Source organism: Methylovulum psychrotolerans (genome assembly GCF_002209385.1).
Lineage (GTDB): Bacteria > Pseudomonadota > Gammaproteobacteria > Methylococcales > Methylomonadaceae > Methylovulum > Methylovulum psychrotolerans.
In genome coordinates this window covers 2,415,759-2,441,676 of record NZ_CP022129.1, presented here as the reverse complement: position 1 = coordinate 2,441,676, position 25,918 = coordinate 2,415,759, and the positions used below count along the sequence as shown (strand labels likewise).

General features: G+C 50.3%; 17 protein-coding genes and 1 pseudogene. 5 read left to right on the top strand and 13 right to left on the bottom strand.

Translation table 11 applies throughout. The features are described from left to right. Window positions 1-110 precede the first annotated feature (110 nt). Window positions 111-890 (bottom strand): SHOCT domain-containing protein, encoded by a 780-nt coding sequence (locus tag CEK71_RS11095; protein WP_088619446.1) that lies wholly within the window; start codon window positions 888-890, stop codon window positions 111-113. 267 nt (window positions 891-1,157) lie between these two features. Continuing rightward, window positions 1,158-3,332, bottom strand: a complete 2,175-nt coding sequence (locus CEK71_RS11090; protein WP_088619445.1) for a glutamine synthetase III family protein — start codon at window positions 3,330-3,332, stop codon at window positions 1,158-1,160. Between the two features lie 399 nt (window positions 3,333-3,731). Here CEK71_RS11090 and CEK71_RS11080 point away from each other — a divergent pair, with 399 nt between their 5' ends. The 3 genes from CEK71_RS11080 to CEK71_RS11070 all read left to right on the top strand — a co-directional run bounded on the left by CEK71_RS11080 (window position 3,732) and on the right by CEK71_RS11070 (window position 8,801). Further along, window positions 3,732-6,974 (top strand): glycoside hydrolase family 15 protein, encoded by a 3,243-nt coding sequence (locus CEK71_RS11080; protein ID WP_088619443.1) that lies wholly within the window; start codon window positions 3,732-3,734, stop codon window positions 6,972-6,974. After that, the gene (glk, locus tag CEK71_RS11075) at window positions 6,971-7,954 is read left to right on the top strand and encodes a glucokinase (protein WP_088619442.1); all 984 of its coding nucleotides are present in this window, start codon (window positions 6,971-6,973) and stop codon (window positions 7,952-7,954) included. Before CEK71_RS11080 ends, glk begins: the two co-directional genes overlap by 4 nt. 109 nt (window positions 7,955-8,063) lie before the next feature. Beyond that, on the top strand, window positions 8,064-8,801 hold the full coding sequence (locus CEK71_RS11070) for a hypothetical protein (protein ID WP_088619441.1): 738 nt from the start codon (window positions 8,064-8,066) through the stop codon (window positions 8,799-8,801). Window positions 8,802-9,058: 257 nt separating this feature from the next. On the opposite strand, the gene CEK71_RS11065 is transcribed toward CEK71_RS11070, so the two are convergent. From CEK71_RS11065 to rluC, 7 genes are all read right to left on the bottom strand, one after another. Beyond that, window positions 9,059-10,135: an alkene reductase gene (locus CEK71_RS11065; RefSeq protein ID WP_088619440.1), complete on the bottom strand. Its 1,077-nt coding sequence runs from the start codon at window positions 10,133-10,135 to the stop codon at window positions 9,059-9,061. 169 nt (window positions 10,136-10,304) lie between these two features. Next, window positions 10,305-11,648, bottom strand: coding sequence for an ATP-binding protein (locus tag CEK71_RS11060; protein WP_088619439.1), 1,344 nt, complete (start codon window positions 11,646-11,648; stop codon window positions 10,305-10,307). Between the two features lie 9 nt (window positions 11,649-11,657). After that, window positions 11,658-12,332, bottom strand: coding sequence for a response regulator transcription factor (locus CEK71_RS11055; RefSeq protein ID WP_088619438.1), 675 nt, complete (start codon window positions 12,330-12,332; stop codon window positions 11,658-11,660). Window positions 12,333-12,349: 17 nt separating this feature from the next. After that, entirely contained in the window at window positions 12,350-12,634 is a 285-nt protein-coding gene (locus CEK71_RS11050) for a PepSY domain-containing protein (RefSeq protein ID WP_103973258.1), read from the bottom strand. 410 nt (window positions 12,635-13,044) lie between these two features. Next, window positions 13,045-14,016, bottom strand: coding sequence for a S49 family peptidase (locus CEK71_RS11045; protein ID WP_088619436.1), 972 nt, complete (start codon window positions 14,014-14,016; stop codon window positions 13,045-13,047). A gap of 4 nt (window positions 14,017-14,020) precedes the next feature. Then, a complete protein-coding gene (locus tag CEK71_RS11040) occupies window positions 14,021-14,674 on the bottom strand; it encodes an HAD family hydrolase (RefSeq protein ID WP_088619435.1) in 654 nt (217 codons plus the stop codon). Next, complete coding sequence (rluC, locus tag CEK71_RS11035) at window positions 14,658-15,620, bottom strand: 23S rRNA pseudouridine(955/2504/2580) synthase RluC (protein WP_088619434.1); 963 nt, start codon at window positions 15,618-15,620, stop codon at window positions 14,658-14,660. Before rluC ends, CEK71_RS11040 begins: the two co-directional genes overlap by 17 nt. Before the next feature lie 529 nt (window positions 15,621-16,149). Between rluC and CEK71_RS23185 the strand changes: the two are divergent. Further along, a pseudogene (locus tag CEK71_RS23185) lies at window positions 16,150-17,859 on the top strand (Rne/Rng family ribonuclease); the annotation flags it as partial. Between the two features lie 1,365 nt (window positions 17,860-19,224). Here CEK71_RS23185 and CEK71_RS11025 read toward each other — a convergent pair. Beyond that, window positions 19,225-21,816: a bifunctional diguanylate cyclase/phosphodiesterase gene (locus tag CEK71_RS11025; RefSeq protein ID WP_088619432.1), complete on the bottom strand. Its 2,592-nt coding sequence runs from the start codon at window positions 21,814-21,816 to the stop codon at window positions 19,225-19,227. Window positions 21,817-22,007: 191 nt separating this feature from the next. Further along, window positions 22,008-23,237 carry a nucleoside recognition domain-containing protein gene (locus tag CEK71_RS11020; protein WP_088619431.1) on the bottom strand — a complete coding sequence of 410 codons (1,230 nt, stop codon included), beginning with the start codon at window positions 23,235-23,237 and terminating at the stop codon, window positions 22,008-22,010. Between the two features lie 299 nt (window positions 23,238-23,536). Between CEK71_RS11020 and CEK71_RS11015 the strand changes: the two genes are divergently transcribed. Beyond that, a complete protein-coding gene (locus tag CEK71_RS11015; protein WP_088619430.1) occupies window positions 23,537-24,118 on the top strand; it encodes a bacteriohemerythrin in 582 nt (193 codons plus the stop codon). 45 nt (window positions 24,119-24,163) lie between these two features. On the opposite strand, the gene CEK71_RS11010 is transcribed toward CEK71_RS11015, so the two are convergent. Next, window positions 24,164-24,625, bottom strand: coding sequence for a YaiI/YqxD family protein (locus CEK71_RS11010; RefSeq protein WP_088619429.1), 462 nt, complete (start codon window positions 24,623-24,625; stop codon window positions 24,164-24,166). A gap of 69 nt (window positions 24,626-24,694) precedes the next feature. Continuing rightward, on the bottom strand, window positions 24,695-25,873 hold the full coding sequence (locus CEK71_RS11005) for a M20 aminoacylase family protein (protein WP_232463809.1): 1,179 nt from the start codon (window positions 25,871-25,873) through the stop codon (window positions 24,695-24,697). Between the last annotated feature and the right edge of the window lie 45 nt (window positions 25,874-25,918).

The following is a 25,918-nucleotide window of genomic DNA, read 5'->3' as shown; positions in this document are numbered from 1 at the left end:
AAGTAGTTGAAATAATTAAGAACGCTAAGAAACATTGTTCTTCGTGGGCATTTTAAGGGTTTTATGGCATTTTACCAAGTTTTATTCATCGCCTTTGCCAACCGTTTTGCCTATAGGCGACTTAATAATTCGGCTTTTTTACTGCTGAATTCCGCATCGCTGACAATACCTTTATCGCGCAATCCGGCCAGTTTTTCAATGGCTGCAAAAATATCGCCCTCTTGTGCGGTTTGTGCCGGGGCGGTGGGCAGGGGCGGTAGGTTGGCGGTATTGCCGGACGGCGTAACGGCAACATTATCTATGGAGATGACGGGTAAGTTTTGGACATCGACCATGCCGTATTGGCTGTTGAACGTGACCGAGCTGCCGCCCGATTGTTGCTGGGAAAAGCCGCCGATCTGGTGGTCTAAGGTGTCGTAAAGGGTAACGTGGCCATTAGCTTCAATGGCTAAACGGCGGATAGAGGCAAAATACGCGTAGCGGATGTGATTTTGCGAGCCGGTGCTGTTCGGGTTCATCAAGCCCTGCGGCCACCAATTGCCGCCCGCCGAAGCGGCAAACAGGCTGACGTTTTGGCCATGGCCATGGCCTTGGCTTTGGATGGTAGGGGGTTGCCAGATCGCCGTTTGGTTAGCCAAGAGCGTGGACAATTCTTGGCACAAATTGCTGACGCTGTTTTTGAGGCCATTATTGAACATATCGCCGATCATGGTCATGCCGCCGCGCATCCATTGCCCGGAACCGCCGAATTCGGGGTGGCTGAACTGGGCCATAGAGCCGTTGCCGTTTTGCACCGATTGCAACATGCTAAGCACCGCATCGACGCTAAAATGGTAACGTTGGGCGATGGCATTAATGATTTGTTGGCCTTCAGGGGTAAGTTGGGACATGGGAATTCCGCGTAAAGAGGGGTAATGCAGGTAAAATCAGTTGGGCAACTGATCCGATTGCTAGCCAGTTTAATGCAATAGCTAAGGAAAAGCACGAATTAGCGGCGCTTTTTTCTTAAATTAGGAGGCGGCTTGACCAACCTGGGCAGTTGGGCAAGCCGTTCACTGAGGCATTTAGAGTGCGCCAGGGTTTTGGCAGTTGGTCAAACAGCCAAAGTCCTGTGCTATACAGAGGCGGGATTTCCTAGCATTGCGCCAGAGCGGTTACTACTTAATAAACAACATTTCTTGGTAAGTCGGGAACGGCCATAATTCGTCGGTGACTTCGCTTTCTAAAGCATCGGCGTAGCTGCGGGCTTCATCCATCAGGGGGCGGATGGTTTGGGCGCAGAACTGCATGTGCGCTTCGGTGTCGGCAAAGTCGTGTTGGCCGATAGCGGTGCTGAGTTTGTCAACGGTTGCCATTAGAGTATTCAGTAGCGTGGAGATTTTGATCAGGGTTTCGCTGCCAAGTTCAACGCCGTTAGATTTTAAACTGCTGATTGTACTGGACAACTCGGCCAAGTATTTGACGACTGCCGGGTAAATGCCGGTTTTGGTCATGCTGACGACCAGTTTGGCTTCCACTTCAATCGCGAGAATATACTGCTCGGCATAAATGTCGAAACGGCTGGCCAACTCGACGGGCGACAGCACACCTAAGCCTTCAAACAATGCTTCAATCGGTTTTTCTTTCAAAACGGGCAGGGCATCGGCGGCGGTACGCAGGTTTCTTAAGCCGCGTTCTTCAACCGCCATTTTATGCCATTCGGCGGAGTAGCCGTTACCGCCAAACACGACCGCGCCATGGTTGTCGATGATTTCTTTCAATACCGCCAAAATAGCGGCATCTAAGGTCGCACCTTTAGCCAGTTCTGTTTCTAGCGCATCGGCAACCCAGTTCAGCGAATCGGCCAGCATGGTGTTCATGGCGACTAAAGGGCCGGCTACTGATTGGCCGGAACCGACCGCGCGGAATTCGAAGCGGTTGCCGGTAAAAGCGAACGGTGAGGTGCGGTTACGGTCGCCAGCGTCTTTGTTAAAGGTCGGTAGGGTTTTGATGCCCAAATCCATAATTCCGGCATTTAAGGAGCCGGTAATTTCGCCTTTGCTGATTTGCTCGAACACGTTATCCAGTTGTGAGCCTAAATAGACCGACATAATCGCTGGCGGTGCTTCGTTGGCGCCTAAGCGGTGGTCATTGCTGGCGGTGGCGATGGCGGCGCGTAATAAAGGGCCAAATTTGTGCACACCCCGGATAACCGCTCCGCAGAACAGCAAAAATTGGGTGTTGGAATGTGGGGTGGAGCCTGGGTCTAATAAGTTGCCTTGGGTGGCGTTACCGACTGACCAGTTGACGTGTTTGCCTGAGCCGTTTATGCCTTTAAAAGGTTTTTCATGCAGCAAGCACACTAAGCCGTGTTTTTTCGCGGTATTTTTCAGTACCGTCATCAGCAGTTGCTGGTGGTCGGTGGCGACGTTGGCAGATTCAAAAAACGGCGCGATTTCAAACTGACCGGGAGCCACTTCGTTATGGCGGGTTTTTGCGGGGATGCCCAGTTTATAGAGTTGTTCTTCGACATCCTGCATAAAGACTTGGACGCGTTCAGGGATAGCACCAAAATAATGGTCATCAAACTGTTGGCCTTTGGCGGGGGAAGCGCCAAATAATGTCCGTCCGGCCAGTAACAGATCAGGGCGGCCACTGACGAAGTTGGCATCGACCAAAAAGTATTCTTGTTCCGCACCGCAACTGGAATTAACCGGAGCAATGTCGGTATGGCCCAGCAGTGACAACACCCGTTTGGCGGCTTTGTTCATGGCGGCGTTGGCGCGTAACAGCGGGGTTTTCTTATCCAGCGCTTCGCCAGTCCAAGACACGAACACCGTGGGTATGCACAGCGTCGCGCCGTTATCGGTGGTCATGATGAAAGCAGGGCTGGTGACATCCCACGCGGTGTAGCCACGCGCTTCAAACGTCGAACGGATACCGCCGTTAGGGAAAGAGGAGCCGTCCGGCTCGCCTTGTACCAGGACTTTGCCGCTGAATTCGGAAATGACCGAGCCATCGCTTTGTACGGATATGAAACCGTCGTGCTTTTCGGCAGTGGCATTGGTCAGCGGATAAAAAACGTGCGCATAATATAAAGCGCCTTTTGACAAGGCCCAGTCTTTCATGGCGAGCGCGACAACATCGGCAATGGAGACATCCAATTCCGAACTGGTTTCAACCGTTTTTTTCAATGATTTGAAAACTTCCTTAGGTAAGCTTTCTTTCATTTTATTTAAGGTAAAAACATCACTGGCCCATAAGCTGTCCAAAGAAGACGGTGCTTTAGGGGGCATCGGTTGGCGGTTGGTGATGGTTTGGATCGCTTGGACGCGTGCGGCATTTCCAGTCATTAATTTGCTCCTGATTGGCGTTGGAATTGATAAAAAGCAAAAGCAATAAGCGAACCAACTTTATAGAAGGGTTGGAATTTTTAGAAAAACACACGGCGGTGGCTGGCTTTGCTAGTAATAGGGTACGCAATGCTGGTCAAACCGTCGATTTTATGGTCTTTTTCAGTGCAATAGCCTGTTTATCTTGGTGCGTCGACACGCTGTCTGGCGTGGTGTGCTAGGGGCGGTGCAGGCTACGCTAATGGCCTATAGGCAGAGTAAAGGTAAGGGATTACGCGCAAAAAACAGGGATGTCGGCTGCCGTCCTTGCGTCTGGCCTGATTGGGTTGGGCTTTTAAGTTTGGCATAATATCTGCATTTATCCCGTTAATCTTCCATACACCACTATAACTATAAAAGATGAAGCAATCTGTTGAGCTTGAGCAGTTAGAGCCTTATTTCCAGCAAGTACAGGATATTATCCTGAGCCGTCAACATTGGATCAGCGGTTTATTGCCTGCCAGTACGGCGGTCACCGCCCATGGCAATTATACCGATGCTTGGGTCAGGGACAATGTGTACAGCATTTTGGCGGTCTGGGGGTTGGGGTTGGCCTATAGGCGGGTTGAAGATTTGCCGGATAATCCCAATAAGGGCCGCGCTTATTTGCTGGAGCAGAGCGTGGTTAAGCTGATGCGGGGGTTGTTGGCGGCGATGATGCGCCAAGCCCCGAAAGTGGAAAAATTCAAGCACACACAAAACCCTTTAGATGCCTTACATGCCAAGTATGACACCAAAACCGGAGCGGTGGTGGTCGGTGACCATGAGTGGGGGCATTTGCAATTGGATGCCACTTCTTTATTTTTGCTGATGCTGGCGCAAATGACGGCATCTGGCCTGCGTATTGTCTTTACGATTGACGAAGTCAATTTTGTGCAAAATTTGGTGCATTATGTTAGCCGGACTTACCGCACCCCCGACTATGGTATTTGGGAGCGCGGCAATAAGATTAATCACGGCATTGCCGAACTGAACGCCAGTTCCATCGGCATGGCGAAAGCGGCTTTAGAAGTGATGTCAGGCTTTAACCTGTTCGGTAAGGGCGGTGGGCAGGCCTCGGTGGTGCATGTCATCAGTGATGACATTGCGCGTACCCGCATTACTTTAGAATCCTTGCTGCCCCGCGAGTCCATTTCGAAAGAAGCCGATTCGGCGGTGCTGAGCATTACCGGTTTTCCGGCTTTTGCGGTCGAAAATAAGGCAATCCGTGACAAGACCGAAAAATTGATTTGCGATAAGTTACAAGGCCGTTACGGTTGCAAGCGTTTTTTATTGGACGGCCACCAAACCGTTATCGAAGACAGTAAGCGCCTGCATTATAATCCGCAGGAGCTGAAGCAGTTTATGCACATTGAGTGTGAGTGGCCGCTGTTTTTCAGCTATTTGCTGTTAAATAAGCTGTTTTCTGGCGATACTGACGCGGCGGCGGAATACCGCGCCAAGCTGGAAGGCTTGCTGGTCGAACATAACGGCCAGAAGTTGTTGCCGGAACTGTATATCGTCCCTAAAGAAGCCATTGCCGCCGAAAAAGCCCAACCTAATAGCCAAACCCGTGTGCCTAACGAAAATATCCCTTTGGTATGGGCGCAAAGCTTGTTTATTTTAGGTAGCCTGATCCAAGACGGCTTGCTCGGTATTGACGACATCGACCCCTTGGGCCGTTATAAGATGCTCAGCCAACGCCAAGACTACCGTTTGCAGATTGCTTTGGTGGCGCAGGACGGCAGTGTCCAAAATGATTTGCTGGCTTGTGGCATCCAAACCCAAACCCTCGCCGAAGTGTCGCCGATCCAAATCCGCGATGCCAGCGAACTGGCGGCGGCCTATACCCATGTCGGCCGGAATGACTGTTACGGGCTGACAGGCCGCCCGTTGCGGCAGTTACGCACCTTGTCAACTTCTAAGCTGTATAGCCTGTCCGGCGAGAAGTTGGTGTTCTTGCCGCAATTCCTTAACCAAAAAGGCTTTTATTTGGCGATGGATAACCGTTTGCTGATAGATCGCCTGCGCTTGGAATTGTCGTACATTTACAAGCATTGGGATAAGCCCAAAAATCCATTGGTGGTGATTACCATTAAGCACAATATGCTGGAAAGCTATAACCGCCAAGTGCTGATTGATTTTATCGAAGAACTGCAACAAGGTACGGTCAACCAAGTGCCGATCACCTTAGGTTTGCTTGGCGATTTTACGGCGACTTCCAACCAAGAAAAAATCAATTATCTGCATGACTTCGAGTTTTCCAAAGCCACTTGGCAGGAAAGCGAGCGGCCTTTTTTTGATGTCCTGCCGTTTGACGCGAAAGAATCCCAACCTTTAGACACACTGTTTTTAACGGTTTGGGAAATCAGTGACGATAAGGCTTTGCTGGAACAGCTTCGGGTTAACAGCAATTTGTATGTGCAATTGGAGGTGCTAAGCCAATTGGGGCTGCGCCACGGTTTGGACTACGCGCCTAAATTGACTGCCGCCGATCAGCCCAACGGCACAGTGCGGGATTTGTTGGAAGAAATTTACCAACGGGCCGGCGACCAACATGCGTGGTATGTGGTCAGGCGCTGTGCCGGCTTGCTGGGCAAATACGACATCAATCTGGAGCAGGCGGCGACCGATATTTTGGTGCGCCAGCATTTGCTGACCGTAGGCCGCGCTTACAGTGGCCGCGCCACCTTGAGCCGCCCCACCGATTCGTGGGAGATTTTGCAGATTATCCGCACCTACAATAATAACAATGCCAGCGAGCTGATTATTATCCAAGAGCTGATTATCTATTTGGGCATGTTAATCAAATCCAAACCGGAGCTGTTTGCCGACATGCACACGGTCAGGGTAGGGCATATCCTGCAATTGATCTTGGTCAGGCAAAAACGCGAAACAGGCGGCACTTTAGACCAAGCGTTTAACGATATTCTGTTTTTGTCGCCTTACCAGCTTTCGCAAAAAGTCCGCGAAACCTTGGCCGATTACAGCAATACCGAAAGCCAGCTAAGCCAAGTCGAAGCCCTTAACCATGAAGGCGATTGTGCGGATTTGGGGCAGGCGCGGTTTTCTAAGGCGATGGACGCGCAAGACCATGTCGGCAATGCCGATTGGTATGACTGGCGTGAGCGGCAAGGCAGCGTCGGGCGCGAGAATGATGCCTTTTTTGCCAGTGTCTGGACTATCCTGCACCATTGCAGCGGCTTGATGATAGGTGAAAAGCTCAACAGCAAACGCCGCTTGGACAGCGAGATTATCCTCTCGCAAATGACATCGGGTGAACAAAGTTTTAAGATACATGTCAGCCATTTGCTGAACAAAATCCAGTCGCCCGTGTATCGGCAACTGACGGTGGAGGCGATTAAGGCCATTGCGTCGATTTTCCATACCAATTCGGTTTATATTAACGATACGCTAGTGACCGATGTCATTATCGGCCATGCCGTGCGGATTTGCTGGCTGCAAGCGCACCCGCTGCACCAGGACCATTACGAAGAACATGTGTCGATTGCTTGGCAAGCATTTTACCAACTGCCGCCGCATCGGGTCGCCAACGGCATTTTAGACGCGCTGGTACATTTACTCAATAATAATAGCTTACCTAAAGAAGAGGCAAACGTATGATACTGGCAGGCGATATAGGTGGAACCAAAACCGTTTTATCCTTATTAAGCAAAGACGCGGCAGGAGCCTTGGTTTGCAGGCAGGAGCAGACCTTTTCCAGTTTGGCCTATCTGGAGTTTACCGATATTCTGAAAGAATTTATCCCCCCCGGAACGGCCATCAGTTCCGCCTGTTTTGGGGTCGCCGGCCCCGTGGTCGAGCAACGTTGCCAAACCACCAACTTGCCGTGGTTACTGGACGGGGCGGCCTTAAAAACGTTGTTAGGTACCGAACACGTCAAACTGCTTAACGATTTGGAAGCGATGGCCTTGGGTATGCTGCATTTGCCGGATAGCGAGTTGCTGGAACTGAACCCTAACGCCCAAGCCCAAATCGGCAATATCGCGGTCATTGCCGCCGGTACCGGCCTCGGTGAGGCGATTTTATATTGGGACGGCAGCCGTTACCTGCCGATGGCGACCGAAGGCGGGCATTGCGATTTTGCCCCGCAAAACGAACAGCAGGATGATTTGTTGCGCTATTTGCGCCGAATCTATCCGTTGCACGTCAGTTGTGAGCGGCTGATTTCCGGCATCGGCTTTAGCCATTTGTATGATTTTTTGTGCGAACACGATTTCGCCACTGCTTGTTTGGCGGTGCCGGAAATTGATGACCACGAGGCGGGCATAGACCGTAATGCGGTGATCTCCCGTTTGGGAGTCAGCGGCGAAGATACCCTGTGCGCCGAAGCGGTGCGCCTGTTTGTCGAGTTGTACGGCGCGGAAGCGGGTAATTTGGCCTTAAAAGCCTTGGCGATAGGCGGGGTGTTTATCGGCGGCGGCATCGCCCCGAAGATACTGCCCGTAATTGAAAAGGGCGGGTTCTTGGCGGCGTTTAAAGCTAAAGGGCGGTTTGCCGGGCTGTTGGATAAGGTGTCGGTTAAGGTGTCGCTGAACCCCCGGACACCGTTGTTGGGGGCTATTTATTATTTTGTGGATTAGGCTTTAGGCGCAGGCGAGGAGGAAGGGGGGGTATTTTTTACAAAATTGGAATAATTTCTTTAACATTATGCTAATTTGCTAACAAAAAACATTTTAAAGAGGCAATTACATGCAAATACAAAAAAGAGGATTAGTAGGGTTTTTTTTGGCTATATTGGCATTTACATGCCACGCAGATATTGATTTTACTAAAGAAGATTTAGAATTAGTTAAGGGGGCTTGTCTCGTTGGAAGTAGTTTTGAATTCATGACTGAGGCAAATGGAACTATATCTATAAAAAATATTGATGGGAAAGGGAAGCTTAATATAACTAAAAAAAATCTAGATACTGTTGATTTGCCCGATGGGGATAAGAAACAAGAATTTAATGAGATAAGAAGTTGTATAAAAGACTATTTATTGGAAAAAGGAAAGAAACCCGAAGCACTTGGAACTTCTTCAGCGAATACCGTAACGGATCATGGTTTTGATTTTGAATTAAGCTCTTGTTCTTTAAAAGGTCAAAATTTACGATGTGTTTTAAAAGTCACAAATACCCTAAGTACACAGCGATGCTTGTCTATTAGGGCGGCTCAATGTGCTGGGATTTGCAGAAATTCTGCATTCCCAGGCAATATTCGAGATGATGGCGATAATGAGTATTTGCTAGCGCAAACAACCCGCGGCAACCATGTGAGTAATGGTGAATTTGATATGGCATTTTCGCCGAATGATACATCAGATATAAAATTAGATTTCGCGGTTTCAGGGGTGAAAATAAATAAGATTAAAGAGCTTCAGCTTGGAATGAATCTTTGTAATTGGACAGGATTTAGGCCGATTTTTAGAAATATACCCGTTTTATGAGCTAAATACTAACTGGGGAGAGTTCTGTTAGGCTACAAATTATCGTTCCTTAATTATGAGAAAAAATAGTAAGGCTTTTATATTTTTTTAGATAAAAGCCTTTTTTAATTGCCGTAATCGATCTTCTCTTGGTATGGTCATAAAACTTGCCGGACTCAACTTTGGACTTTAACCCTACTTTCCATTTGCGCGGTAATTGTTTCGCGTTGTACCGACATGTTGTTAGCTCTGATGTTGCGCTTGCTCTTGGACTAATCTTAACCCGCTTCCGCCACCAAATCAGGATAATCGGTGTAGCCTATCTCAGGTGCCTGCAACCCGGAACTGTAGAACGTTTCGGTGTGATAGGGGTTGAGCGGCACGTTCAGTTGCAGGCGGCGGGGCAGATCAGGATTGGCAATGAAGTCTTTGCCAAAAGCCACCGCGTCTGCTTCTCCGGCGGCAACCACCTGTTGGGCGGTTTCGCGGTTAAAGCCCTCATTGGCGATCAAAACGCCGCCAAAGCGTTTTTTTAAGGCCGGACTGATGCGGTTTTCGCCTAGGGATTCGCGGGTACAAATAAAGGCGATGCCGCGCTGGCCTAATTGCTCGGCCACATAACCGAAGGTACTCAAGGGATCTGAATCGCCCATGGAATGGGCATCACCCCTAGGCGCAAGATGCACCCCAACGCGACCTGCACCCCAGATTGCAATCGCGGCATCGGTGACTTCCAGCAGCAAACGGGCACGGTTTTCTATTGGGCCGCCATAACTGTCATTACGTTTATTGGTGCTGTCCTGCAAAAACTGGTCGAGCAGATAGCCATTGGCGCCATGCAGCTCGACACCGTCGAAACCGGCTTGTTTGGCGTTTTCCGCCCCTTGACGATAATCTTCGATAATCTGGGGAATTTCAGCCGTGTCTAACGCCCTTGGTATCACGAAATCCCGCAAAGGCCGCAAGAGGCTGACATGGCCTTGTGGCGCAAGGGCACTGGGTGCGACGGGCAAGTCGCCGTTGAGATAATCGGGATGGGAAACCCGGCCGACATGCCATAGCTGTAAAAAAATCCGCCCGCCTGCCGCGTGTACAGCTTTCGTTACTTTGCTCCAGCCCTCGACTTGTTCTTCCGACCAAATGCCGGGGGTATTCGGATACCCTACGCCCTGTGCGGAAACGCAGGTCGCTTCGCTTAAAATCAGTCCTGCTCCCGCCCTTTGGGTGTAATATTCCGCCATCAGCGCATTAGGCACTCTTCCGGCACTGGCGCGGCAGCGGGTCAGTGGTGCCATGATAATCCGGTTAGGCAGCGTCAGTGCCCCAACCGTGATAGGTTCAAATAGGGTAGTCATTTTTATCCTCTTGTAATGATTGGTTTTAACTTGTAAAACGTAAGCCTTTGCTCTGCCGTACCTGTTAATTTTGGCGGCGGCGCAAAAAGGCTACGGTCATCGTGGTGTTTTCGTCTTTCAATCTCGTGGAGCCACAAAAACGGATAAATAGGGGAGGGGGTAACCGGATTTAAGGGAAATACACGTTCCAGCGCATTCCGCCTAAGGCGTTACTTTTGCCGCCTTCCAGTTTGCCGCCTAACAGTGTGACTAATTCATATACCACGCTCATGCCGATGCCATGCCCGTGGATATTTTCATCCGCCCTCACTCCGCGCTTGAGAATTTCGTTATATTTGCCTAACGGAATGCCTGGGCCGTCGTCTTCGATTTGTATTTGGACGGAAAAGTTGCGGCGGTTATTGCGGACATTTAAAGACACGCTCAGTTTGACGTTCTGCCGGCACCACTTACAGGCATTGTCGAGCAGATTGCCGACAATTTCGTATAAATCGCCTTCTTCACAATAGATTAAACAGGAGTCGGGTATCGCTACGGCAATGGTAATGCCTTTGTCGAGATAGACTTTATTAAGCGATGCGGTAATCTTATTGACAATCACCGGCAAATCTACGGTTTTAATGGCTTTATGCTGGCCTTTGGCGGCCGCGCGGTGCAATTGGTACTCGACAATCTCATCCATCCGCGAAATCTGCTCTTTGACCGTGTCGGTATTGGAGCTGAATGTTTCGGCACAGCCACGCAAAATGGCGAGCGGGGTTTTTAAGCTGTGGGCAAGGTCGGCAAGGTTGTTGCGGTAGCGTTCCAGATGCGCCCGCTCAATACTGATAAAGGCGTTCAGATTCCCTACTAAACCTTTTAGTTCGCTAGGGTAGGAGCCATCCAAATGGGTTTTGGTGCCATGTTCTATCGCCGCCAAATCGGTGGCGATACTGCGCAACGGCTTAAGGCTCCAGCGCAACAGGGCAAACTGGATAGTCACCAAAACAATGCCGATAAACAGCAGCCAGATGCGCAAGGTTTTTTGCAGGTGTTCGATTTGATGGCTGACGAATTGGGCATCTTCGGCGACGGTAAAAATATATTCCCGCTCGACACCGGAGACGTTTTGCCACACCACGTCATAATGCAGTACATACCTGCCATGATTATCAAAGGCAAACAAGGATTCGCCGACCTTAAGCGGCGGCGGGCTGATCACATCCAAGCCTAAGCCGGAGGTAGAGCGCCACAGCACCTCGCCTTGCTTTTGCTGGACAAACCCATATAAGCCGGAACCTGGGTTACTGAAGCGCGGTTCGGGCAAATAGTCGGGCATCTTCAATTGTCCGGCATTATTAATTTCCGCCAAAGACAATAAGGAATAAATTTGCACCTGCAAGCGCTCTTGCAGCGCCTGCTCGGCGCTGTCACGGAAACCTTGCTCAAGGATAATGGCGACCAAGCCAAAGAACACGGTCAGCGCCAAGCCTTCGGCGACTAAGAGACGGAAACTTAAAGATTTTAGGCGCAAAGTTCAGGCTCAGGAAGTCAGGGGGATACGGTAGCCGCGGCCACGCAAGGTTTCTATGGGTTTACGGCTACCGTCCGGGTCAAGCTTTTTGCGTAATCGGCCTATGAACACTTCAATGACATTGCTGTCGCGGTCGAAGTCCTCATCATAAATATGCGCCGTCAATACCGATTTGGAAATCAGCTCGCCTTTACGGAACATAAGGTATTCCAAAACTTTATATTCATAAGCGGTCAGTTCCAATTTAACGCCGGCGACACTGACCTCCTGTGCGACCGTATCCAGTTCGATATTGTCATGGGTCAATACTGGATGTGCCTGCCCTGCCGAACGGCGGATCAGGGCGTTAATACGCGCCAGCATTTCTTCATAATGGAACGGTTTGACCAGATAATCATCCGCCCCCGCTTCCAGACCTTCGACTTTCTCCTGCCAGCGGCTCCGCGCCGTCAGAATCAGGATCGGGATGGTGACTTTGTTTTTGCGCAGGCGTTTAATCAGCTCAATACCCGAAAAATCCGGCAGGCCAATATCGATCACCGCCGCGTCAATAGGGAATTCTTTGCCCATATAAAAACCGTCGGCGCCGGTATGGGCGGTATCGACCGCAAAGCCCCGTTCGGCAAAAAAGTGCTGGATCTGTTCACATAGGATCACTTCATCTTCAACAACCAGAATGCGCATAGTCTGTTAACCTAAACTTAGTTAAGTAATTGGCCGGTTTCGGCATCAAATTTATAATGGCGGATATGGCCCTGGGTAGTCAAGACCCGAATGACATGGACTTGTTTATCATCAATCTGCTCGGTTTCAGCCCCTAAGACCCGGTTATGGCTATCTTGGTTCAATTGTCTGGCGGCCAAGTCCACGGCAGCGGTTTGCGTCAGTCTGACGGGATTGGCAAAGCTATTGCTGCCCTCTTCGGCAAAACTGGCCTTACCCGCTAACAGCAAGGCCAGTATACTGATACGGATGACGTTTTTCATAAAATTTCCTGCAAATGCGAATAAAATTAGGCGGACTGCCAAGAAAGCGACCTTTCTTTGTCTATGGCTCATAGTGTATTCGCCTGACCCTGAACCTGCGCTTAATCTGCCTTACATTGCCAATAGTGTGAAAAAAGCTAGCCGTTACTTAGGAACGTGCATGAAATAAAACCTGTTGTACAGGCGAAAGTACGGCAACCCCCTCCCAGCCTCCCCCTTGGCAGGGGGAGGGGCTTTTTCCTCTAACTTTCGTCTGTACGACGGGGAAGCCGTTCGCTCCCTCCCCTGCGAAGAGCGACTGCATGGATGCAGGAGGTAGAGCAACGCAGGAGCGGTTGCCGAGAGGGCTGGGGTGGGGTTAAACACGCTGAGGTGCAAAATGAACGCCTACTTAATTTTATGCACGTTCCTTAACGTAAGGACGGCGTTTGCAAGACATTGCTCAGCGCGTGTTCAAAAGACGCGCCCAACTTGCCCGCCAATTTATCGATCAGGGCTTCTTGTTGGGTGAAATCAACCCGCTTTTCGGCGCCGATAATATCGCGGGCCACCTTATCGTCATCGGAAAAATCATCGGCGATGCCATTTTTCACGCCGGCTTCGCCCGTCCAGACCAAACCGGAGAACATATCCGGCGTTTCTTTCAGGCGATTGCCGCGCCCCAGTTTAACGGCGCTGATAAATTGTTGGTGGACTTGCCCCAGCAACTCCTTCATATAGGCGGTTTCGTCTTCCTTAGGCGGCGAAAACGGGTCGAGCATGGCCTTATGCGCCCCGGCGGTCAGTAAACGCCGTTCTACGCCCAGGTTTTTCATGGCATCGACAAAACCGAAACCGTCCATCAATACCCCGATAGAGCCGATCAGGCTGGCGGGATTGACAAATATCTTATCGGTGGCGGACGCAATGTAATAGCAGCCGGATGCGCAAACGTCGCTGACTACGGCATAAATCGGCAATTGCGGATGCTCTTTCTTAATTTTGCGGATTTCGTCATAGACATAAGCGGATTGCACCGGGCTACCGCCAGGTGAGTTGGCATGGATGATGATGCCCTTGGTATGCTCGTCCTTTACCGCATTACGCAGGCTTTCAATCAAATCGGCGGCATTGGCATCTTTGCCTTCGGCAATCATGCCGACCAAGTTGATCACGGCGGTGTGTTCGCCGGAAGAGTTTTTGTCCAATTTCAGTTTGGGATAAACCGCCACGCCCAATAATACCAGGATGTAGGCGAACATTAAGGATTTAAAGAAAATCCCCCAGCGGCGGGTGGCTTTTTGTTCGTCCAGCGCGGCAAACGCCAGTTTTTCTAAAACACTGCGCTCCCAATGGGCGCTATCGGTCGGGTGTTGCGAATTGTCTTTTTCTTGATTGTCCATTAGGTTAACCTTGGATATAGTCCAGTAATTGCGTCGGTTTTTGTAGACAACGCAAAGGGTTGTATTGTTGCAAAAAATCTTCGCTATGGGCACCGCAGGCCACGCCCACTGAGGCTATCTGGGCATTTTGCGCCATTTGTAGATCATGTATGGAATCGCCGACCATTAACACCCGGTCTTTATCCACCTGCGCATGGGCGATCAGCTCATGCAGCATCAGCGGGTTAGGCTTGGAGGCGGTCTCATCGGCGCACCGGGTCGCGCAAAACAATTGCGCCGTTCCCGTCGCCGCTAATGCTTCATCTAAGCCTGCACGAGTTTTTCCGGTCGCCACCGCCAGTTGGTAGCCGTCGTCCTTAAGCTGCACCAGCATGTCGTAAACGCCGGCAAACAAATCGTCAGGGCTGATGGGTTTGGAAAAATAGGCCGCGCTGTAATGGCGTACCAGCACAGCCACTTTTTGGTCATCGGCGGCCGGGAACAAAGCCTGCATCGCCTTGTCTATGCTCAGGCCAATAACATCTTTGGCGGCTTGCCGTTCGGGAGCGCCGATACCGCACAATTCCCCCGCCTGTTGCAGGCAGTCGGCAATCCAGTCTATCGAATTGATTAAGGTGCCGTCCCAATCGAAGATGATTAAATCATAAGCGTTCTTCATAAGTTAATAAATCGTCCAGTTGTTGAGGTAAAGGGGCTGAGACGGTCAATAACGCGCCGGTGACCGGATGCGTAAATTGCAGGGTGGCGGCATGAAGGAACATGCGCTTATAGCCCCGGCTACGGAACGCTTTATTGACGTCATCTTGGCCGTAACGCTCATCACCGACTATTGGATGCCCCAAACTGCTGGCGGCATGGACACGGATCTGATGGGTACGTCCGGTTTTAGGGGCGGCTTCGACCAAGGTGCAGTCAGGAAACAGTTTAAGCCGTCGGAACAGCGTTTCCGCCTCTTTGCCCGTTTTACTGATAAATACCATGCGTTCGCCGCCTTGGGTTTGGTTTTTTTGCAGCGGCGCACTGACCAGCAGTTTTTTACGCAACCACTGCCCCGCCAAGAGCGCGAGATAGGTCTTTTGCACTTGGTCTTCACGGAATAGGGTATGGAGTTTTTTTAGGGCGCTGCGTTTTTTGGCGATCAGCAAGCAGCCGGAGGTGTCCTTATCTAATCGGTGTACCAACTCCAAAAACGGCGCATTCGGCCTGACCGAACGCAGACCCTCAATAATACCGGAGTTAATGCCGGTACCGCCATGTACCGCATACCCGGCAGGTTTATTGATGATCATAAACGCCTCGTCCTCAAACAACACGCTGGCCGCCAGCGCGTCTTGCAAATGCTGGCCGACAAAGGTTTCAGGGGCTTTTTCGGCTACCCGCACCGGGGGTATCCGCACTTGGTCGCCTGTTTCCAGACGGTATTTGACATCGACACGGCCTTTATTGACGCGTACCTCGCCTTTGCGGACAATACGGTAAATATGGCTTTTCGGCACACCTTTCAGAAACGTGATTAAAAAATTGTCCAAACGCTGGTCGCATTGTTCTTCGGTAATGTCGATCAGTTGGACTTTTGGGGTTCCGCCCTGTTCTGCTGTGGTCATAAGTAAATAATATCAGTATTATGGTCTGGATTGATTCTTTAAATTGCTGTAGGGCGATAAGGTTGCTATATTAAGCATGTTTTCAAAAAAAACATAACCCGCCCCACTTTGCCATGATGGCACGGGCTGGGGCAAAGCCATGCGGCTAACAGGGCAGACTCATCACGCCCGTTTGTTTAGGCCGCATAAGACAAGATTTTTTGGGTTCATCGCTCGACCCTTGATGCGCGATTTTTAAACTCCTGCTGACAACAGAATTTACCCTTAAGACTGATTTGACTTAAGTTTTTAGTATTGTGAGCGCAGGTACCGTTGCCTTCATGATTTGCAGCCAAGCTACCGACAATAATGCGCCGATAAACCAAACGCCGATAAACCAACAATAGCACGGTAAACCGCCGATTGATGGTGTTTTTTAACCACTATCGCCCACTAGGCCTATTGTCTTGATTACTCACTTTGCACTAGGAATTAAGCCCGTCTGATTAATAAAGTCTGGCCACGGAGCAGGACACTACAAGGATACACAATGAAAAGAATGCTTATCAACGCCACGCAGGCGGAAGAACTGCGGGTCGCTTTGGTAGACGGTCAAAAACTGTATGATTTTGACATAGAAGTACCATCAAAAGAACAAAAAAAATCCAATATTTATAAAGGCATCATCACCCGCGTAGAACCTAGCTTAGAAGCCGCCTTCGTCAATTACGGCGCCGACAAGCACGGCTTCTTGCCTTTTAAGGAAATCTCCCCCGCTTATCGGCACACGCCTGAAGGCGCCGAAGAAGGCCGTCGTGCGGCGGTTAAAGACCTGATTAAAGAAGGCCAAGAAATTGTCGTTCAGATTGAAAAGGAAGAGCGGGGCAACAAAGGCGCGGCGCTGACCACCTATATCAGCCTCGCAGGCACTTATCTGGTGCTGATGCCCAACAACCCGAAAGCGGGCGGCATTTCCCGCCGCATTGAGGGCGACACCCGCAGCGAATTGCGCGAAGTCATGGCCTCCTTGACCATCCCCGATAATATGGGGTTGATTGTCCGCACCGCCGGGTGCGGCAAAAATGCCGAAGAACTGCAATGGGACTTAAATTACCTGATGCAGTTGTGGGAGTCCATTGAGCGCTCGTCCAGCGAACAAAAAGCCCCGTTTTTGGTGTTCCAAGAAAGCAACGTCATCATCCGCGCCCTGCGTGACCATTTACGCGGTGATGTCGATGAAATTCTGATCGACAATCAAGAATCCTTTGCTTTGGTGCAAAAATTCCTCAAGCAAGTCATGCCGCATTTCTTGCCTAAAGCGAAATTGTACCAAGATGCCGTACCGCTGTTTAACCGTTACCAAATCGAAGCCCAAATCGAAGTCGCCTATAACCGCGAAGTGTCGTTGCCGTCCGGCGGCTCCATCGTTATCGACCATACCGAAGCGCTGACTTCCATCGATATTAACTCGGCCCGCGCCACCAAAGGCAATGATATTGAAGAAACCGCGCTGAACACTAATTTGGAAGCGGCGGAAGAGATTGCCCGGCAATTGCGTCTGCGTGACTTAGGTGGTCTGTTCGTCATCGATTTCATCGATATGATGTCCAACAAAAACCAGCGCAGCGTTGAAAACCATCTGCGTGACGCGCTCAAAATCGACCGGGCCCGTATCCAAACCGGCAAAATTTCCCGTTTCGGTTTGCTGGAAATGTCCAGGCAACGGATGCGGCCTTCGTTAGGCGATTCCACGCAAATCATCTGCCCCCGTTGCAAAGGCCAAGGCACTATCCGTAACGTCGAATCCGTGGCGTTGTCGGTGTTGCGGTTGATTGAAGAGGAGGCGATGAAAAAAAGCACCGAAAAAGTCATTGTCCACTTGCCGATTGAATCCGCCACTTTCCTGCTCAATGAAAAACGCAGTGCCATTGAGCAAATTGAACACCGCCTGAAAGTCGGCATCGTTATCTTGCCTAGCCGCCACATGGAAACGCCTGCCTACGAGATTGAGCGTATTAAGGAAAAAGAAGCGGCACCTGACGATAAGCCTAGCTATATCCAAATTAAGGCCGAAGAGATCACTATCCCTGAATTTGCCCAGCAAATGAAGAGCAAAGTGGAGCGTCCGGTCATCCAAGAATTTGTTCATGACGTGCCTGAACCCATTGTCCAGAAAAACGAAGCGGCCAGCCTGATTAAACGCTTCTGGCATAAGCTGGTCGGTGCCGTGGCGAATGAGCCGGATAACAAAGATGCCGCACCTGCCATTGCCGACCTTGAAGAGGCCTTGCCGACTACCGGCGAAGCCGTGCCTAGCCGTAGCCGCAACTCCAACCGTAAACGCAACCGTAACAGAAACCGTGACCGTGACCGTGAAACGGCAACTGTAGCGGCTCCGGCTATGGATGCGGACAAGCCAGAAAAAGCTGATAAACAGGACAAACCGGAATCAGCAACTCAGCCGCAACGCCAATTTAGGGGGCCTGGCCGTAATGTCAGACCGAACATTATCCTTCCCGCACCAGCGGCGGCAACCGCCCAAGTGGATGCACCGGATAAACCGGCATCCGCCGCACCAGCCCATAAAGAGCTGGCAGAGGCTAAAGGTTCGGATACATTAGTCGCATCCGCTATTGAATCCGACGACCATATCTCAGAATTATCCGCCGAAGAGCAGGCCAGCCTACGGTCGTCTTCCAGACGTTCGAGCCGCCGTGGCCCTAACCGCAGAAGACCGCGTAACCCTAATTACAAGCGCCCCGAAGACAACCATGAGGGGCACAGTGATGAAGAGCCGCAATTGGCGGCGCAAGACGACTTTGAAGTGGCGGCACAGGTACACGGCGAACATTTCAGCCACTTTGACGCTAAGCCAGAAGTATCCATGCCTGTTGCCGTTGCACAAGCAGAAACAGAGGTTAAGCCGGTAGAGCCTGCACCTGTTATCGTCGCGGAAGCGGAGACGGCGGTTGTAACGGTTACCGACGTAACGCCCGTCGCATCAGTAGCCGATACTGGCCAAGCGGCGGAACCGGAACCGGCGGCTGTTGTCATCGAAACGATTAGCGAATTGGCAGCGCCTGTTGAAGCGGCCACACCTGAGCCGATTGAAGTGGCCGCTACCGCGCCTACGCCAACACCTGAGCCTGTTGAAGCTACACCAATGGCTGAGATTGTTGCAACGCCCGAAAGTGTCATATCTGAACCTGTCGCGGCCGAAGCGGCGTTAGCTGTTGCGCCTGCACCAGAGCCTGAAAGCACCGCATCTGAACCTGCCGGGGTTGATGTGCCTGTAGCGGCGGTTTCCGACGTTGTGCAGGAAGTGCCAGTCCAAGATGTGCCAGTGGCAGTCAGTGCCGAACCGCCGCTGAGCGAAATAGCCGCGCCAGCATTAGTGGCAGTCATAGCGCCTACCGAACCGGAAGCCGTGACAGAAAAGCCAGCCGATATACCAAGCTAAGGCTACACCCGGCTCCAGCGCGTATAAAAAAAGCCCGCCAAGTAAACTTGGCGGGCTTTTTTCTTATCCGGCTATGTGCCAAAAAAGCAGCCTGAAAACGGTAGCCTACTTCTGACTAGGGTAAGGCACCTTAATTGGCCGTTCCTTCCTAACCTGCTCCTGCATTTAAACAAGCCCGTTCGGTTTGCGTAACCATTTCGCCGCCAACTCTTGGGCAGGCACCGGACGGCTAAAATAATAGCCCTGAAACAATTTACAGCCTTTTTGCAACAGAAAATCCACTTGCTCCTGGGTTTCCACGCCTTCGGCAATCACTTCTAAGCCTAGGTTATCCGCCATGTGGATAATGGTCTCGACAACAATTTCATTGCTGCGGTTATCCGTCACATCATTAACAAAGCTCCGGTCTATTTTTAGCTGGCTGAGCGGAAATGCGGTCAAGTATGCTAAAGAAGAGTAGCCGGTACCGAAATCGTCGATACTAATGCTCAGCCCCAGCTTTTTTAACCGGCGCATTTTTTCCACCGTTTGCAGGATATTATCAATCAGCCCGCTTTCCGTCAGTTCCAACATTAATTGCCTTGGATCAATTTGGCTATTGTTGACAATAGCCGCCACCTGCTCGACAAAATCGCTTTGCTGGAACTGTTTGGAGCTGACATTGACGGCAATATGCCTAAAGATGAGGCCTTGTTCTGACCATCTTTTTATGTTTTGGCACGCTTCCGACAGCACCCATTGGCCTAGTTGCACAATCAATCCGGTATCTTCGGCCAAGGGAATGAACTCACTGGGGGCAATCAATCCTTGGAGAGGATGCAACCAACGGATCAAGGCTTCGGCACTGACCATCTCGCCATTGGCATCCACCTGGGGCTGGTAATACAAAGTAAACTGCTGCTCTTGCAAGGCTAGCCGCAAATTAGATTCCAATTGCAGATGCCTATCCGCCGCTTCCTGCATACTGTAATCAAAAAAGCTGATGGTATTGCGGCCTTTGGCTTTTGAGCGGTACATCGCGGTATCCGCCTGTTGTAACAGCTCTTCCGGCAAACAGACCAGTTTATTGGAAAATAAGGTAATACCTATGCTAGTAGAAAAATAATGCCCGCTATTGCTTAAATGGTACGGCTGATTCAAGTCATACAGAATTTGAGTGGCGCGGCTGATGATAATATCAGTGGCCTCATGTTGAAGGCTTGACGCGGTATTCAGTAAAATGACAAATTCATCGCCCCCGAAACGGGCGGCAGTGTCTTGTTCATTAATGCCGCTGCGCAAACGTCCGGCTACCTGCTTTAGCAACTCATCCCCCGCATGATGGCCTAACGAGTCGTTTAACCATTTAAAATGGTCAAGATCGAGAAAAAGGATGGCGAAAAAACACTCTTCCGCCTGCAAATCGGTCAACACTTGCTCAATTTTGTCTTCTAACAAGCGGCGGTTAGGCAGGTTAGTCAAAGGGTCATAAAAAGCCAATTGCTTAATATGCTCTTCAAACTTTTTTTTCTCGCTGATGTCGGTAAACATCGACACATAATTGGTCACTGCTCCGTCACTGTTCTTCAAGGCGGTAATGGACTGCCATTTGGTAAACAGCGCCCCGTCTTTGCGGCGGTCAATGACCTCGCCTTCAAAACGCCCTTCATTATCCAGCCGTTGCCATAAGTCATCATAAAACGCATCATTATGTAAGCCGGAACGCAAAATAGTCGGTTTTTTGCCGACGACCTCTTCCGCCGTGTAGCCGGTAATTTTGCTAAAGGCAGGATTTACCCGCAAAATATGGGTTTGTGCATCCGTAATCATAATGCCTTGCAGGCTATTAAAGGTGATTGCCGCCAAACGCATTTCCTCTTCATTCTTCTTCGCTTCCGTAATATCCATCCATGCCCCTATGACTTCATCATGGAGGCCATCCAGCGAGGGCAAAAAATTCACTTTATCGTATACCCAGCGGTAAGTGCCGTCCTTATGCCGGAAACGGTACTGCATATCCAAGTGCTCAAGCTCAGGCAAGCGCTGTACTTTGTCCAGCAACCCGGCTAAATCTTCAGGATGGACACGGTCGACCCATAGATAACGGTTATCGTGCCACTCTTGAGGGGTAAAACCTGTTATCGGCAAAAATGCATCGCTGACAAAGGTGTTGCGGTACAGATAGCGTAACTTATCGGTCAGTACCGAAGTATAAATAGCCGCCGGACTTAGATTGACCACTGCCTTAAAACGCTGTTCACTTTCCTGATAAGCTTGGTTACTGGCTTGTAATAAGGTGATTGTCCGATCTAAATCCGCATTAATCCGGGTCAATTGCGCTTTGGTTTGTTGGTGGACGAAAATTTCATCCTGCAATTGTTGGTTGGCCTTAAGCAGTATGGCCGGACTGGGAATCAGCAAGGCTTTGGGGATCAGCGTCCACAAAACGACAGCCGTCCACAAAGACACCGCCGCCGTTACCGCCAGCAATATCCCTTCCAACGCATAATAGGGCTGCCAGATCATAATGACCGCAAAGACATGGGTAATGCCGCAACACAGGATAAAGCCGCTAAATAAGCGGAACAGGCCTTTAAAAACAATATCGCTACGCTTTTCGAGAAAATAGGCAATGGCCAAAGGGATGGAAAAGTACGCTAAAGCGGTCAGCAAATGCGAAGCCACCAACAGCCACAGCAACCCAGGTTGCCATAAGAAACAATAGCCGTGGGGCATAAAGCTATTAGTGGGCAATAAAAAGTCTAGCAAACTCTGCATAATAACCGTCTTCCGACTAAAATTCCATGTAGCCCATTAATAACAGAATGGCATTTAAATTCAAGTAACCAGTTCACAGTTTTAATAAAAACTTGCCCAATTAGACCGTTTTTTTGCGGCCCCCTCTTGCCTTGTTCCGAAATAGCCGATGACAAATACAAATAACAAATAATATCAAAGTATTACAGTCATTAACCAAAGAACCAATAAGCCACCACAATACTTGCCAATACGCCAGCCCCATCGGCGAGCAAGCCACAAGTAACCGCATAACGGCTATGCCTGACTCCGACCGCCCCCAAATACACCGCCAGCACATAAAACGTTGTTTCGGTACTGCCTTGGACAATACAGACCAAGCGTCCGGCAAAAGAATCCACACCCGCCGTCCGCATCGTATCGATCATCAAAGCCCGCGCCGCACTCCCGCTAAACGGCTTAATTAAGGCGGTCGGCAAGGCATCGACAAAACGCCCGTCCAGTGCCAAGGCGGCCGCTACGGTACGCAATGCCTCCGCTAACAGGGCAAAAGCCCCACTGGCACGGAACACGCCAATCGCAACCAGCATCGCCACCAAATATGGCACAATCGTCACCGCCGTTTGAAAACCATCCTTTGCCCCGTCAATAAACGCCGCGTAAGCGTCCACTTTTTTATAAGCCGCGCCGGCAATAAACGCCACGATCAGGCTAAAGAGTAAAACTTGGCTTAACAATGCCGATTGTGCCAGCATTTGCACTTGCGGTAACGCCGAAAAATAGCCTAACAAACCGCCCACCAACACAGTCAGACCCAGTAAATACGCCAATACCACTTTATCGAGCAAATTTATTTTCTGGATAAAAGCCACCGTTAACAATCCAGTTAGTGTCGATATATAGGTCGCCAGTAAAATAGGGATGAACACATCGGTAGGATTTTGCGCCCCCAATTGCGCCCGGTAACTGAAAATCGTCACCGGCAACAAAGTGACGCTGGAGCTGTTAATCACCATAAACAGAATCTGCGCGGCACTGGCGGTGTCCGGTTTGGGGTTCAGCTTTTGCAACTCCTGCATGGCCTTAATGCCCAGGGGAGTCGCGGCATTATCCAAGCCTAACATATTCGCCGACAAATTCATCACCATCGCCGCCAACGCCGGATGGTCTTTCGGCACCTCCGGCATCAGACGGCTAAACAGCGGCGTAAGCCCACGGGTCAGCAAGCGGACAAAACCGCTTTGCTCGCCAACGCGCATAATCCCCAACCATAATGCCAACACCCCGGTCAGCCCCAAGGCAATCTCAAACGCCGCTTTGGCTTGCGCGAATAAAGCCGCCAACATCTCGGCAAATACTTGCTGGTCGCCAAAGTATAACACCTTAATTGAGGCGACAAGAAAAGCCACCAGAAAAAAACCACTCCAAATACGATTGAGCATAACAAGAACTTAGAAAAGACAGCATAATGACGGCAATTGCCCCACAAGGTTAAAGCCGCACCGATTGCTTGTAGGGATTTAATAAATTTTTAACCCTACAATATAAGGGGTAAAATAGCTTACACCAGAACTGACGCTTAAATTGGGCAATTCCCATGAAAAAATATAAATACCCAACAAGATAATATAAAAAAACTGGCAAACATTGCTTAAGTCGAAAAAAACATTAAAAACCATAGTCTTATCTATCATGCACATACAATGTATGTGCTAGTTGGGCACATTATTTGGAGAAGCGGATGTTAACTTGGTCAGACCATTTTTCGGTAAAAATAGAATCTGTCGATATACAACATAAAAAATTATTCGAACTACTTAACCTATTGCCCGAAAATGTGACCGAAGGGGTATGCAGACAAGCGCCGATCGATGCCATACTGACAGAATTAATGGCATACGCCGGCCAGCATTTTGTCGATGAAGAACTGCTGATGCAACATCATCACCTAGACCCCCGCCATATCAATGTTCACCGGATGGAACACAAATCGTTTATCTACGACATCCAAAACATGCAGGAACATTTGTATTCGGAAGAGGAGGTGGGGGATATTGCAGAAAAGTTGGTGAGCTTCATCACCTCATGGCTGATCTACCACATACTCGGCATAGACCGGATTATGGCGGCACAAATTTTTGCCATCCACCACGGTGCGACACCCGAACAAGCTTACGAGGCACGGCACGCCGTCAACTATGACGCAGCGACTACCCATTTAATGTTGGATTCGGTACTGGACTTATGGCACCTATCTATGGACCGTTGCCATAAACTGGAGGCTAAACTGGCCGCAGTGACGGCGGCTAAACACCCAAAATAAACAAGTCGGTAAAACAGCGTTAAACCGTTGGCTTAAAAATCTGTATCAAACCTGACCGTTAAGTTGTCGCCGGACTAAAAACCCATCTAACTGATTGGCGAAGGCCTGCACATCACGCGCACTTAAGGCGGCGGGGCCGCCGGTATCAATGCCGCTGGCCCGTAGCGTATCCATAAAATCCCGCATATTTAGGCGTTCCTTGATGGTTTCTTGGTTATAGCGTTCGCCACGCGGATTAATGGCATGACCACCCTTAGCCAGCACTTCGCTAGCCAAAGGAATGTCACCGGTAATCACCAAATCCCCCGCACTTAAGCGGCTGACGATTTCATTATCGGCGACATCAAAGCCCGAATGCACGCGTAGCATTTTGATATAACGCGACGGCGGTATCGGCAACTGTTGGTTAGCGACCAGTGTGGTGGTAATGGCAGTGCGTTCCGCCGCCCGAAATAAAATATCTTTAATCGGCTTAGGACAAGCATCGGCATCGACCCATATTTGCATGGCGACTCCCTATCAGGCAAAAAAGGCTTAACCTTGCAGGACATTAGGCGGCTTGTCAACATTTTTAAGTTATAATACCGGACATACCGTCGCCACCAATGCCACCCAATACGCTGCCCCTATCGGCAATATCGCATCATTAAAATCATAATGCGGATTATGCAGCAAACAGCTATTGGCGGACGAACCGTTGCCTATCCACAGATAACAGCCCGGCTTTTCCTGTAACATAAAGGCAAAATCTTCCGACCCCATGCTGGAAGCGGGTTGTCCGTCAACCCCCGCTTCCCCTACTATGGCAATCGCGGCTTGGCGGGCCAGCTCGGTTTCTGCGGCACTGTTCCATGTCACCGGATAGCCGGGATTTTCGGGATTGAACACAACCGTGGTGCTGACGTTAAACGCCGCCGCAATCTGCCCGGTAAGATGGCGGAGTTGGGCGGCGATTTGCGTTTGCAGTTCCGGTTTAAAACAGCGCACCGTCCCCCTTAAGGTCACGCTATCGGGAATGGCGTTCCAAGTGTTACCCGCATGGATTTGCGTGATACTGACCACCGCCGCGTCGGCAGGGTTAAGGTGACGGCTGACAATCGTTTGCAAGGCCGTAATCAAATGTGCGGCGGCGACCACGGCATCATTGCCCAAATGCGGCATTGCCGCATGGGTGGCTTGGCCTTGCAGGATAATTTCAAAGCAATCAAAAGCCGCCATCATCGCGCCCGGCTTAACGGCAAACTGGCCGAGCGGAATATCGGGATAATTGTGCATCCCGAACACGCAATCCGCCGGAAACAACGCAAACAAACCGTCATCAATCATCGCCTTCGCCCCGGCTCGGCATTCTTCGGCAGGTTGGAAGATAAAATACACCGTACCGTCAAAATCCGGCTGTTGCACCAGATGACAAGCCGCCCCCAACAACATCGCGGTATGCCCGTCATGGCCACAGGCGTGCATCTTGCCGTCATGGCGGGATTTATGGGCAAACCCGTTGTGTTCCTGAATAAACAGTGCGTCCATATCCGCGCGTAAGGCGATTTTTTTCCCGCCCGTGCCGGCACGCAACGTACCCACTACGCCTGTCCCGCCCAAGCCCTCATGTACATCTAAGCCAAACTCACGCAATTTAGCGGTGACAAATTGTGCGGTTTGGGTTTCCTCAAACGCTGTTTCGGGATATTGGTGCAAATGCCGCCGCCATTCGCGCATGGCGGCATGTAAATAGCTTAAAGAGAGGGTAGTCGACATGGGAAACGGAAACTTTACGGGGAAAAAGCGATCTTACCCTAAAGC